Raw genomic sequence first — 12,773 nt, 5'->3', positions numbered from 1 at the left:
ATCCTACGACAAACGCTCCTCTCCCGCCCGCCGCCGGCCGGGCCAACACTGGGGGCATGAACATTAACGGAAACACCATTTTCATTCCCGGTGCCACCTCCGGCATTGGCCTGGCCCTCGCCGTCCGCCTGCAGGCTGCCGGCAACACCGTCATCATCGGCGGGCGGCGGACCGAGGTCCTGGAGCTGCTGGCCGCCGAACACGGCTTCGCCACCGTCGCCGTCGACACCACCGATCCGGCCTCCGTCCTGGCGGCCCGCGACACCGTGCTGGCCGGGCACCCGGACTTGAACGTGTTGATTGCCATGGCAGGAATCATGACCGGTGAAGACATGCGCAGCGAAAGCTTCCTCGCCGGAGCCGAGCGCCTGGTGGAAACCAACATCAACGGCCCGCTGCGGCTGGTGGCCGCGTATATCGAGCACCTGCAAACCCGGCCGGATGCGGTGATCATGACCGTTTCCTCCGGGCTGGCCCATACCCCGCTGGCCAACACTCCGACATACAACGGCACCAAGGCCTTTATCCACCGGTTTAGCGAAGGCCTCCGGCTGCAGCTTGCCGGGACGTCCGTGCAGGTCATTGAACTGGTGCCGCCGGCGGTCCGGACCGAACTGATGCCCGGCGGCTCGGTGAACGAGCACTATCTCCCGCTGGATGCTTTCGCCGATGAGGTCATGGCCCTGCTTCAGGCCCAGCCCGATGCGCACGAAATCCTTGTCGAGGCCGTGAAGTTCCTGCGTTTTGCCGAAACCGAAGGCCGCTACGATGCGGCGGTCGCAGCGATCAATCCTGCGGTGCCCGCCTAGATCCGGCGGTAGGCGAGGTCGAAGATGAGCCGGCCGGCCTGGTGGGCCTTGTTCTCGAAGCTGGTGAGGGTGCGGCCCTCGAAGCGGGGAGCCCAACCGCCGCGCTCATCGACGTCGTCCTCCGGCACCTTGTTCTCGAGGCCTTCACAGTGCACCCGGGTCAGCGGACCCTGTTCGCCGGCCTGCTCGCCGGTATGCAGGTTCTCAAACTGTTCGGAGGCGTCCAGGACTTCGCGCATCTGTACGGCGTAGTCGGACCAGTCCGTGGCCAGCCGCCACGTGCCGCCGGGCACCAGGACCCGGGCCACCAGCTCGGCGAAGGACTCTTTGACGAGGCGCCGCTTGTGGTGGCGGGTCTTGTGCCAGGGGTCCGGGAAAAACACCCATACTTCGTCCACGGATCCGGCGGGGAGCATGCTGGTCAGCACCTCGGGGGCGTTGGCCTGCACCACACGCACGTTGGTCAGGCCCTTCTGCCCGATGCGCTGCAGGGTCTGTGCCAGGCCGGGCAGGTAGACCTCCACGGCAAGGAAGTCCTTGTCCGGGTTCTGCTCCGCGGCGTGCGTGACGGCTTCACCGAGTCCAGACCCGATTTCGACGACGAGGGGTGCGGTGCGCCCGAACTCCGCCGCGGCGTCGAACACGTACTCCGGATGCACCGAGGTATCGGCTTCCTCGCGCGGCACATCCACCACAAAACGGTCCGACAGTTCATCCCAGGCCTGCTGGCGGCGGCCCTGGAGGCGCGAGCCGCGCCGGACAAAGGAGACCGGAGAGCGGAAATGCCGGTCCTCGCCAGTTTCGGAGTCAACGTCGATGTCAGGGTCGGTGCCCTCGGCCTGCGGCAGGGCTGGTTCAGTAGTCATCACCGTTAATGCTATCGGCTGCCGGGGCCCCGGTTTTCACCGCTGCCGCCCGCCCCGATTAGGAAACTTTCCGTATTACGGTAAACTGTAGGGAGATGTTGGTCCTGCCACGGCCGCAGCCACAGGTTGCAGCCGTGTGTGTAAGCAGTCCAGCCTGCGTCGATGAACGCTTTCTTTTGTCCCGCCTGTTAGCGCGGTAGACACTGTCTGACTTTTCTTCGGCGAACCCCCGGCCCAAACGGCGTTGGGGGCCTCTTACCGAAAGTTGCCTGTCTTTAATGACCACTTTTGCTGCCCTTGGTGTGCCCAAGGCACTTGTTTCCTCCCTCGCTGCCGCCGGAATCGACGAGGCGTTCCCCATCCAGGTGGAAACCCTCCCCGACACCCTTAAAGGCCGCGACGTCCTGGGCCGCGGGCGCACCGGCTCCGGCAAGACCCTCGCCTTCTCCCTGCCGCTGGTCACCCGGCTGGCCGAGAACGAGGCAGCTTACCGCCGCCGTCCGAACCGCCCGCTGGGCCTGGTCCTGGCACCCACCCGCGAACTGGCCACACAGATCAACAACGTGATTGAGCCGCTGGCCAAGGAACTGGGCCTGAACACCACCGTGATCTACGGCGGCGTGTCCCAGCAGCGCCAGGAAAAGGCACTGAAGGCCGGCGTCGACATTGTCATTGCCTGCCCCGGCCGCCTCGAGGACCTGATGAAGCAGAAGGTCATCAGCCTTGAGTCCGTCGAGATCACCGTGCTGGACGAGGCCGACCACATGGCCGACCTTGGCTTCCTGCCGGTTGTCCAGCGCCTGCTGGACCGCACTCCGGAAAAGGGCCAGCGGATGCTGTTCTCCGCCACCCTGGACAACGGTGTGGACAAGCTGGTCCGCCGTTACCTGTCCAACCCGCTGACGCACTCCGTGGATGAGCCGCAGGCAGCGGTGTCCACCATGGAGCACCACGTGCTGCTGGTCCAGGACCAGACGGCCAAGAAGCTGCTGGTCAAGGAACTGGCCGGTGGCCAGGGCCGCCGCATCATGTTCATGCGCACCAAGCACCACGCCCGCAAGATGGCCCAGTTCCTCACGGACAACGGTATCCCCACGGTGGACCTGCACGGCAACCTGTCCCAGAATGCCCGGGACCGGAACCTGGCGGAGTTCGCTTCCGGCGATGTCCGGGTCCTGGTGGCCACCGACGTCGCCGCCCGCGGCGTCCACGTGGACGACGTGGAGCTCGTAGTCCACATTGATCCGCCCACGGAACACAAGGCCTACCTGCACCGTTCAGGCCGTACGGCCCGCGCCGGATCCAGCGGAACCGTGGTCACGCTGACCCTCCCGGAGCAGAAGAGCGAGGTGTCGAAGCTGATGAAGGCTGCCGGCGTCGACGTTTCCATCGAGAAGGTCAGCCACAACTCCCCGTCCATCGCCAAGCTCGTCGGCGAACGCGCGGCCGTTGTGGAACCGCATGTCCGTGCCGCGCAGCTGGCAGCCAAGTCGCCGCAGCAGGGCGGCGGCCGTTCCACCGGCGCCAATGCCCAGCGTAAGCGCGCGGCCCGTTCCACCAGTGCACCCCGCGCCGGCGGACGCGGCGGCAACGGCGGACGCGGGCGGGTTTCCGCCGAACGTCCCGAGCGTACGGAACGCAGCGAACGCAACGACCGCGCTGCAGCCGGTGACGGCGGCCGCACCCAGCGTCCGGCCCGTGCCACCGAAGGACGCCGCGCCAGCGCCGGTGCTGCCACCGCTGCAGGCCGCAACCGCCGCCCCGCCACCGGCCAGCGTGCCGAAGGCGCCGGCAGCGGCCAGCGTTCCGGCGGCGCATCGGGCCGTCCGGCACGTGCCGCCGGTCCCCGCCGCGCCACCGGGCCGGGGCCGCCGGGCCCCGCGGCGCACCCCCCCCGCCCACCAACGAGCGCCGCTCCCGCTAAGGGTTCTGAGAAAAGAGGTCCCGCATCCACCGGATGCGGGACCTCTTTTTTGTTTGCGCGCAGACCTACTCGGTGTACAGCCCCATGCCGCGCAGCACATTGCGCCGGGCGGCGTTGGAAATCAGGAACCGGCGCCCGGAGGTGACCTCCGGATCGACTCGGACAAAGGCGTTCTTAATGCCCGCCTGCCAGGGGAAAACGGGAAGCTCCTCCGAAGCTATCAGCTCGGCGTTGTCCTCCAGCAGGGAAGCGGTGCCTTTGAGCACCACGCTCCAGGCTGAGGAAAGATTGTCGTCATAGCCGTCAATCTCAAACGCCACCGAACTGCCCGAAAGCGCCCCGGACAGCTTGGTGCCGGCGGCGGTCCGGAACACAACGGTGCCGTGGTCCACGGCGAAGTTCACCGGAAAAATCTCCGGGTGGCCCTCTACGACTACAGCCAGCCGGCCGAACCGGGCTTTCCGGATGTAGTCCCAGCACTGGCTGGAGGTGAGCTGGTCTGCGGCGGTTTCCCCGGAAGTCGGCATGGCGCCAGTGTAGGACAGGAAGGGCAGCGGGGCTAAGTAGGAACTGCGGGCGTGGCTGGAGCCGGTGCCGTGGCTAAACCCGGGCCGGTGGAGAACAATGGATGAATGCGCGCAATCCTCAACGTCATCTGGCTCCTGTTCGGCGGTATTTGGCTGGCGCTGGGGTATGCGCTGGCCGGTGTGATCTGCTGCCTGCTGATCGTGACCATTCCGTTCGGCATCGCGTCCTTCCGCATTGCCAACTACGCGCTGTGGCCGTTCGGCCGCACGGTGGTGGACCGGGGCGGCTTTACCGGACCGCTGAGCATGGTGGGTAACATCATCTGGCTGCTGCTGGCCGGCATCTGGATCGCCATCGGCCACGTGATGACCGCCATCCCCATGTTCGTGAGCATTGTGGGCATCCCGCTGGGCATCGCGAACCTGAAGATGCTGCCCATTTCCCTGATGCCGCTGGGCAAGGTCATTGTGCCTACGGACACCTGGCAAATCACCCCGTACGCCGGCAACGCCTACCGCCAGCCCGGCTATTCGGGCCGGGCGGTGCCGGGGCAGTACGGCCCGGGGGAGTACCGCCCGGGCCAGTACTAGTCCCGGCAGTACTAGCCCCGGGCGCCGGTCAGGAACTGCTTCATCAGCGGGCCACCCGACGTCGAACCCCGTTCGCCCTGTTCCACGAACACCGCGACGGCCAGGTCACCCTGGATGGACAGTACCCAGGCGTGGGTCTGGGGCGGGTCCTCGCCGCCGAACTCCGCGGTCCCCGACTTAGCCAGCACAGGGTCGCCCGGCACGTCCAGCAGCATCTGTACGCCGCCCTCGGCGACGACGGCGCGCATCATCTCCCGCAGGGACGCAGCTTCCGCGGCGGTGAGCTTACTGGGAGCAGGGGCGGGGGCCGCCGATTCACTTGCTGACGGAGCAGCCGATGCCTTCGCCCCAGCCGACGGGTCGGCAGGCGCCGATGCGGCCGGGGCTGTCCCCTCTGTTCCCGCGACGGGACGGACCAGCGCCGGTGCCACCCGCTCGCCCTTGCTGATGGACGCTCCGGCCACGGCCATGGCCAGCGGCGAAACGAGGACTTCGCCCTGCCCGATCAGCGACGCTGCGTGGGCGGTGCCCTCGGCCTCCGCCGGAACCGATCCCAGGAACGCGGGCGTGCCGATGGCCGCGTCCACACCGATGCCCAGATCCGCTGCCGCATCCGCCAAGGCCTGCTGGGAAACCGTGTCGCGTGCGTTCAGGAAGGCCGTGTTGCACGAGTTGGCGAATGCCGTACGCAGCGGGATGTCTCCGGTTGCGTTGGCGGGGTAGCCGGGGACGTTGGCGAAGTTCCGCCCGTCAACGTTGAGTTCGGCCGGGCACTGGACCGTGGACTCCGGAGTGACGCCGTTGCGCAGCATGGCCAGGGCAGAGGCAGTCTTGAACGTGGAGCCGGGCGGATACTGGCCCAGCAGGGCCGTCTGTTGGCCTTCGCTGCCCGGCCCGTTGGCCACGGTGAGGATATCGCCCGTGGAAGGCTGGATGGCGACCAGGGCCGACGCCGAGGGCTCGCCTTCCAGGACTGCCTCGGCCAGCTCCTGCAGGCGGGGATCGAGGGTGGTCTGTACATCGGTGCCGGAAAGGGCGTCCGTGGCGAAAACGCCCTTGCTTCCGCTCGCGCTTTCGACAGTGATGCTCACTCCGTCGCTGCCGCGCAGTTGCTCGTCGTACTGCTGCTGGAGTCCTGAAAGGCCGGTCAGGTCGCCCGCGGAAAGCCGGCCCTCGGACTCCGCGATCGCCTCGGCGGTGGCCTCGCCTACGGTGCCGAGCAATGCCCGGGCGAAGCTCCGGGTGGGCGCCAGGATGCGCTGCGCCGGCAGCGCCGCGGCGCCGGGGATGGCTTCAACGCTCTGAACCGTGGCCGGTCCGTCCGCCTCGGCGCGCTGCACCAGCGCCTCCACGAACGCTTCCGGGCCGGACGCCTGCACCTGCGCGGTGTAGGCCTCGGGGTCCAGTCCCACCAGCGCGGCCAGCGCGGCGGCGGAGGAAGCCTCCTGCCCCTCCGGGACGTCGGGCTTGTTGATGCCGATCCGCAGCACCGGACGGGAAGTCATCAACGGCGCCCCGTTCCGGTCCAGGATGTCGCCGCGGGCGGGAGGCGGCACGGTCGCGCGGGCCAACCGGTCGCCGTCGGCCAGGGAATCGAACAGCACCGACGGCGCCCACTGGACCAGCCACTGATCATCCTCGCCGCGTTCGAGCTGGACAGTGCTTTCATAGTTCCAGTCCGGCCGCGAATCCCCGTTCACGTCCCAGGCATACCCAAGCTTGGCGGACGCGGTGTCCTTGTCATCGGGATCTTCGTCGACACCGGCCACGGTGACGTCCGGCCGCAGGGGCCCCATGTCGGCCAGCAGGGTCTGAAGCTCCTTGTTGATCTGGTCCGGAGTTCCCGCCGTAAAGGCAGATCCTGACACATCCAGGTTGCCCAGGCCCTCGGCCAGGGTAGCGGCGGCGTCATCCGGTGACGGCTTGTCCGCCGAACAGGAGACAAGGCTCAGGGCCAGAGCGGCGACGGCGAGAACGGAAACGGGTGTGCGGTTTTTCCCCATCCCGACAGGGTACCTGCCTGCCCTCCCGAACCTGCGGATGTGGCAGGCCTGTTGTTATTCCCGCCACTGTGCGAAGTCGGTTTCCCAGTTGTCCTTGGGAACCTGGTCCTCGGCGATGGAGGTGTTGCCCGGCACCTCGCGGTTCAGGTGCAGGAACTCCAGATGGGTCTCGTAATGGTCCAAAACATCGGTGATGACCTGTTCCTTGCTATAGCCCATGAGGTCATAGCCGTGGCTGCCCTCGAGGGAGAAAACCTCCATCCGGAAATACTTGGTTTCCGCTGACGCGTTGTGGGCATAGGACGGGGTATCGCACCGCACGGGGTAGATCTGGTATTTGAAGCCGCGCTCCTGCGCCATGCCCACCTGCAGGTCCAGATGGTGGATGCCGTACGGAGCCACCTCTCCTTCGCACAGTACGACGTCGGCGCCCCGCGCCTTCAGTTCGTCATGGACTTCCTGCAGGGCAGGCCGGGCGACGGTTTGCAGGAAGCGTTCGGCCTGCCGCGGACCCGGGTAGGTCATCACGCGGGAGAGGCGCTGGCGCCAGCTGAGGCCGCCGCGCGCGTCCAAGCCGCGTCCTGCGATGATGCTCGGCAGGGAAGCCCGGTAGCTGTCGGTCAGCGTGTTCTCTACCCGCAGGGCCTTATAGACCCCGAGCATGATGAACAGCAGGAGGATGGACAGCGGCAGCCCCATGATGATGGTGGCGTTCTGCAGCGTGGTCACCCCGCCGACCATCAGCATCGCGAGGGTAAGCAGGCCGGTGGCCACTGACCAGAACACCCGCAGCCACTTCGGCCCGTCGGAGTCGGCATCGCTGAGGTGGGAGGTGAAATTGGCCATCACCAGGGCGCCGGAGTCTGCGGAGGTCACGTAGAACAGCAGGCCGGTGAAGGTGGCGATGGCCGCCGTCGCCGGCGCCCAGGGGTACTGTTCCAGCAGTCCGTAGAAGGCGCGTTCGGGCTGGTTCATTGCCACCTCCCCGAACGCTGTGTTGCCGGTCATGACCAGGTCAAGCGCGGAGTTCCCGAAGATGGATATCCACAGCAGGATGAAGGCAAACGGCACGATCATGGTGCCGAGGACGAATTCGCGGATGGTCCGGCCCCGGGAGATCCGGGCCAGGAAGAGTCCGACGAACGGTGCCCAGGCAATCCACCAAGCCCAGAAGAACAGGGTCCAGGAACTCAACCAGGCATCCGGCCGGTCATAGGCCATGGTGTCCATGGTCATGGACGGGAAGTTGCTGAGGACATCCCCGATGTTCTGGACAATGCCGTCGAGCAGGAAGTTGGTGTTGCCGGCGACCAGGACGAAAAGCATCAGCCCGACGGCGAGGACCACATTGAGCTCGGAGAGCCGGCGGATGCCTTTCTCCACACCGGAGACGGTGGAAATGGTGGCCATGATGACGGACAAGGCAATCAGGGAAACCTGCACCGTCAGGTTTTCGGGCAGTCCGAACATGACGTTCAGTCCACGAGAGAGGTGGCAATGCCGAAGATGGTCCCCAGCAGGGCGGCAATGTCCACGCTGTGGCCAAGCGGACCTTCGATCTTCCTGCCGAAAATCGGGTACAGGGCCGAGCGGATGCTCAGCGGCAGGTTGTGCCGGTAGGCAAAGTAGCCCAGGGCCAGTCCCATCAGGGCATACAGCGCCCAGCCGGTTATGCCGTAATGGAACAGGGTCAGTACCAGGGCATTGCGTGCCGCTTCGGCAGTGCCGGGATCGCCGGCGGGCGGGGCCAGATACTGCGAGACCGGCTCGGAGACCGAGAAGAACATCAGGTCAATGCCGATGCCGGCGGCGAACAGCATGGCGGCCCATGTGAACATGCTGAACTGCGGCCTGGAATGGTCAGGGCCGAGCTTCGTCTTACCGACGCGGGTCAGGGCCGTGGCCAGGACAAAAATCACCACGAGGCTGACCACCAGGAAGTAGTACCAGCCCATGTTGACCGAAACCCAGCCCACCATGGAACCGATAACGGAATCGGCATTGCCGGAGGCCAGCATGGCCCAGAGGGCAATGGCGAGAATTCCGGCGGCCGAACCGATGAAAACCGTTGTATTAACCCGGGTCCGCGGAGCAGCGGTGTCCGCTTTCTCCGCTTCCGCGAGATTGCTCATTGAGGATCGATCCTTGGGTTGCTACGGAGCTTCAGGCGCTCCGGCAGCACGGGATGGCGGAGGCGGCCGCGGCGCGGCGTACACCTAGGCGTCCGCAGGCCAAACGGAGCGGGCGGGCACCCGGGGGACTGCAGCGCGACGCGCTGTCCGGAGGCATTTTCGAATCTACCAAAATGCCCGCAGTGCCTCGATTCCTTTGACCCGGCTCACAGGGACATGGCAGGTGCAAGCCCAGGATGCCGGGCCAGGGCAGCCTTTCCGGCCTGTGCAGGGCCTGCTTTCCCTGCTACCGTTTTGGAGAAATGGCCCTCTTGTGGCCAACGACACAACTCGCTTCCAACTGGACACCTTCCGACGGCCCGAGCGGCGTCGACAGCCGCGCAAGGACCCGGATCGGGTGCCGGTTGTTCTACGGAGGAGTGAGCGGATGTCCGATTTGGACACGATTCTCAGAAGGACGGAGCGGTCCTTGGGCCGCCGGCAGATTCAGGCCGGCCACGCACTGATGGTTGTGATGGCCAGGGACATCGGGCATCCCATCGGAGAGGTGTGGTCCGCGCTGGCGGAGCCTGACCGCGTGGCTGAATGGCTGGCGCAGCCGGAGGGGGATTTGCGGAGGGGAGGAAACTACAGCCTGCCCGACGGATCCCATGGTGACATCCTGCGCTGTGATCCGCCCCGCCTGCTCACCGTGTCCTGGATCCGGGAAGGGGCAGCCCCTGCCGAGTTGGAGCTGCATCTGACGGCCGAAGACAGCCAGACCCGGATAGAACTGCTTTACGCCTCGGTCCGCAAGGGGTTTGCCACCACCGCGGCACCCGGCGGCGGGATCTGGACCGGCGGGGCGGGGTGGGAGTTCTTCCTGGACATGCTGGAGGAGTACCTGGGCGGCACCATCCCGCAAAAGCCGCCGGGACTTATGCCGGATTTGAAGATCGAAGGAGAGCTGGTGGACCTTTTCGACGCCCGGAACGAGAGCTGGCGCCGGGCTGCCGACGAGTTTGAGGCGGAGCGCGCCCCGTAGGAGACGCCGGCGCCGCCTTGGGACGGGCGCCCCAAGAGTGCTGTGGATAACTTTACTTTCAAAGTTGAGCTAACTAGACTCAACTTTGTTATATGACCAGCACTGAGGCTGAATATTGCTGAGGTTTTGAGGAGCCATCCGTGGACACCAAATTCACGAACAAGAGCCAAGAGGCGCTCTCGGCTGCGGCCATGAACGCCAACACTGCCGGTAACCCGCAGATCGAACCGTCCCACCTGCTCAAAGCCCTGATGGACCAGCGGCAGGGTGTGGCCGTGGCCCTGCTCAAGGCCGCCGGCGTGAATGTCGACACGGTGAGTGCTGCGGCCAGCAACGCCATTCACCAGCTGCCATCCTCTTCAGGGTCCTCCGTGGCCCAGCCGCAGTTCTCACGGCCCCTGCTCCAGGTCATCAGTGCCGCCCAGCACGAAGCGGAGCAGCTGGGAGATGCCTTTGTATCCACCGAACACCTGCTGCTGGGCCTGTCACTGGACAGCGGCCCGGCGGGCAAGGTGCTGCGGGACAACAACGCAGGGCATGACGCCCTGATTGCCGTGCTTCCATCCGTACGAGGAGACCGTAAAGTGACCAACGCCGATCCGGAGAACACCTTCCAGGCCCTGGAAAAGTTCAGTACCGACCTGACCGAGATGGCACGGTCCGGAAAACTGGATCCGGTTATCGGCCGGGACGCGGAAATTCGGCGCGTGATCCAGGTCCTCAGCCGCCGGACCAAGAACAATCCGGTACTGATAGGCGAGCCGGGGGTGGGCAAAACCGCCGTCGTCGAAGGCCTCGCCCAGCGCATGGTTGCCGGCGACGTCCCGGAAAGCCTCAACGGCAAGACCCTGCTGTCCCTGGACCTGGGCTCCATGGTGGCCGGGGCGAAGTACCGCGGCGAATTTGAAGAACGATTCAAGGCCGTGCTGGAAGAGATCTCCAATGCCGAAGGGCAGATTGTCACCTTCATCGACGAGCTGCACACGGTAGTGGGGGCCGGCGCCGCCGAAGGGTCCATGGACGCCGGCAACATGCTCAAACCCATGCTGGCCCGCGGGGAGCTGCGCCTGATCGGCGCCACCACCCTGGACGAGTACCGCGAAAACATTGAAAAGGACGCCGCACTGGAACGCCGTTTCCAGCAGGTTTACGTAGGCGAGCCCAGCGTTCCGGACACCATCGGTATCCTGCGCGGCTTGAAGGAGCGCTACGAGGCGCATCACAAGGTGGCCATTGCGGACTCGGCACTGGTTGCCGCCGCCACCTTGTCCAACCGCTACATCACGGGCCGCCAGCTACCGGACAAGGCCATTGACCTGGTGGATGAGGCAGCCTCCCGGCTGCGCATGGAAATCGACTCCGCTCCGGAGGAAATCGACGAGCTGCGCCGCGCGGTGGACCGGTTGACCATGGAGGAACTGGCCCTGGCCAATGAGACGGACGAGGCTTCCATGGAACGCCTTGCCGTACTGCGCGAGGACATGGCGAACCGGAAGGAACAGCTGGCAGCGCTCAATGCCCGCTGGGAAGCGGAAAAGGCCGGCCTGAACCGGGTTGGTGACCTCAAGGCAAAGATAGACGAGCTGCGCAGCCTGGCCGAAAAGGCACAGCGCGACGGCGACCTCACGGAAGCCTCGCGCATCCTCTACGGCGAGATCCCCGCACGGCAGAAGGAACTCGACGCCGCCCAGCAGGCGGAGGCGAGCAAAAACGGGGAGGAAGCCCAGGAGCTGATGGTGTCCGAAGAGGTCACTGCGGATGACATTGCCGAAGTGGTGTCCGCGTGGACCGGCATCCCTGCCGGGCGGATGCTGCAGGGCGAATCGCAGAAGCTGCTGGACATGGAAGAGGCCATCGGTTCCCGCCTGATCGGCCAGACGAAGGCGGTGGCTGCGGTGTCCGACGCGGTGCGCCGCTCACGCGCCGGCGTCAGTGACCCGGACCGGCCCACCGGTTCGTTTATGTTCCTGGGCCCCACCGGCGTCGGCAAGACCGAGCTGGCCAAGGCGCTGGCGGACTTCCTGTTCGACGACGAACGGGCCATGGTCCGCATCGACATGAGTGAGTACTCGGAGAAGCACGCCGTGTCCCGGCTGGTGGGTGCCCCTCCCGGCTACGTGGGCTACGAGGAAGGCGGACAGCTGACCGAAGCGGTCCGGCGCCGGCCTTATTCCGTGATCCTGCTGGACGAGGTGGAAAAGGCCCACCCGGACGTCTTCGACATCCTGCTCCAGGTGCTCGACGACGGGCGGCTGACGGACGGCCAGGGCCGCACAGTGGACTTCCGCAACGTGATCCTGATCCTCACCTCGAACATCGGCTCCCAGTTCCTGGTGGACCCGGGCATGAACGACGAGCAGAAACGCGAGTCGGTGATGGCCATGGTCAACGCGAACTTCAAGCCGGAGTTCCTCAACCGCCTCGACGACGTCATCCTGTTTGATCCGCTGAGCTTGGAAGACCTGACGAAGATCGTGGACATCCAGGTCCGGGCGCTCGCGGCACGCCTCCACGAGCGCCGGCTGGTGCTGGAAGTGACCGACGCCGCCCGCGAGTGGCTGGCGCTGACCGGCTACGATCCGGCCTACGGTGCCCGTCCGCTGCGGCGCCTGGTGCAGCGGGAAATCGGTGACAAGCTGGCCCGCGGCATTCTGGCCGGGAAGATCAGCGACGGGGACACCGTGCTGGTGGACCGTGCGCCGGACGGGCTGGACGGCGACGGCCTGGTGGCCGAAACCGGACTCACGGTGGCTGCAGTCAGCTGACCGGGACCCGGCAGCGCAAGTAGAAACGAACGGCAACAAACGAACGGCGTGGGGGGGGGGGGGGGGCCCCCCCCCCCCCCCCCCCGGGTGGGTTTTGGGGGGGGGGGGGGGGGGGGGGGGGGAGCCTGAGCA

At 66.2% G+C, this 12,773-nt stretch carries 7 protein-coding genes and 2 pseudogenes; 5 read left to right on the top strand and 4 right to left on the bottom strand.

The features are described from left to right. Nucleotides 1-56: 56 nt before the first annotated feature. Nucleotides 57-809 (top strand): SDR family oxidoreductase, encoded by a 753-nt coding sequence (locus LOC57_RS02735; protein WP_229957929.1) that lies wholly within the window; start codon nucleotides 57-59, stop codon nucleotides 807-809. Here the strand turns inward: LOC57_RS02735 and trmB are convergent. Beyond that, on the bottom strand, nucleotides 806-1,675 hold the full coding sequence (gene trmB / locus LOC57_RS02730) for a tRNA (guanosine(46)-N7)-methyltransferase TrmB (protein WP_229957927.1): 870 nt from the start codon (nucleotides 1,673-1,675) through the stop codon (nucleotides 806-808). The two genes, LOC57_RS02735 and trmB, sit on opposite strands and share 4 nt — an antisense overlap. A gap of 278 nt (nucleotides 1,676-1,953) precedes the next feature. Between trmB and LOC57_RS02725 the strand changes: the two genes are divergently transcribed. Then, on the top strand, nucleotides 1,954-3,744 hold the full coding sequence (locus LOC57_RS02725; RefSeq protein WP_229957925.1) for a DEAD/DEAH box helicase: 1,791 nt from the start codon (nucleotides 1,954-1,956) through the stop codon (nucleotides 3,742-3,744). Here the strand turns inward: LOC57_RS02725 and LOC57_RS02720 are convergent. Then, nucleotides 3,665-4,126: a pyridoxamine 5'-phosphate oxidase family protein gene (locus LOC57_RS02720; RefSeq protein WP_229957923.1), complete on the bottom strand. Its 462-nt coding sequence runs from the start codon at nucleotides 4,124-4,126 to the stop codon at nucleotides 3,665-3,667. The two genes, LOC57_RS02725 and LOC57_RS02720, sit on opposite strands and share 80 nt — an antisense overlap. A 105-nt stretch (nucleotides 4,127-4,231) precedes the next feature. Between LOC57_RS02720 and LOC57_RS02715 the strand changes: the two are divergent. Next, nucleotides 4,232-4,627, top strand: a pseudogene (locus LOC57_RS02715) (YccF domain-containing protein); the annotation flags it as partial. Nucleotides 4,628-4,728: 101 nt separating this feature from the next. Here LOC57_RS02715 and LOC57_RS02710 read toward each other — a convergent pair. Together LOC57_RS02710 and betT are read right to left on the bottom strand one after the other, a co-directional pair. Continuing rightward, nucleotides 4,729-6,720, bottom strand: coding sequence for a penicillin-binding transpeptidase domain-containing protein (locus LOC57_RS02710; RefSeq protein WP_229957921.1), 1,992 nt, complete (start codon nucleotides 6,718-6,720; stop codon nucleotides 4,729-4,731). A 54-nt stretch (nucleotides 6,721-6,774) separates the two neighbouring features. After that, a pseudogene (gene betT, locus LOC57_RS02705) lies at nucleotides 6,775-8,852 on the bottom strand (choline BCCT transporter BetT). 427 nt (nucleotides 8,853-9,279) lie between these two features. On the opposite strand from betT, the gene LOC57_RS02700 reads away from it, so the two are divergent. Then, nucleotides 9,280-9,876 (top strand): SRPBCC domain-containing protein, encoded by a 597-nt coding sequence (locus tag LOC57_RS02700; protein WP_227911748.1) that lies wholly within the window; start codon nucleotides 9,280-9,282, stop codon nucleotides 9,874-9,876. Between the two features lie 140 nt (nucleotides 9,877-10,016). Then, nucleotides 10,017-12,641 (top strand): ATP-dependent chaperone ClpB, encoded by a 2,625-nt coding sequence (clpB, locus tag LOC57_RS02695; protein ID WP_227911747.1) that lies wholly within the window; start codon nucleotides 10,017-10,019, stop codon nucleotides 12,639-12,641. Nucleotides 12,642-12,773 lie beyond the last annotated feature (132 nt).

Source organism: Arthrobacter sp. zg-Y750, from assembly GCF_020907365.1.
Lineage (GTDB): Bacteria > Actinomycetota > Actinomycetes > Actinomycetales > Micrococcaceae > Arthrobacter_B.
The sequence above is the reverse complement of the archived record's forward strand: the minus strand, read 5'-3'. Positions and strand labels throughout refer to the sequence as shown.

Excerpts from the sequence above, each read along its gene's own strand:
- LOC57_RS02700 (WP_227911748.1), top strand. The coding sequence starts at position 9,280 with ATGTCCGATTTGGACACGATTCTCAGAAGGACGGAGCGGTCCTTGGGC.
- LOC57_RS02735 (WP_229957929.1), top strand. The coding sequence starts at position 57 with ATGAACATTAACGGAAACACCATTTTCATTCCCGGTGCCACCTCCGGC.
- LOC57_RS02710 (WP_229957921.1), bottom strand. The coding sequence starts at position 6,720 with ATGGGGAAAAACCGCACACCCGTTTCCGTTCTCGCCGTCGCCGCTCTG.
- trmB (WP_229957927.1), bottom strand. The coding sequence starts at position 1,675 with ATGACTACTGAACCAGCCCTGCCGCAGGCCGAGGGCACCGACCCTGAC.
- LOC57_RS02720 (WP_229957923.1), bottom strand. The coding sequence starts at position 4,126 with ATGCCGACTTCCGGGGAAACCGCCGCAGACCAGCTCACCTCCAGCCAG.
- LOC57_RS02725 (WP_229957925.1), top strand. The coding sequence starts at position 1,954 with ATGACCACTTTTGCTGCCCTTGGTGTGCCCAAGGCACTTGTTTCCTCC.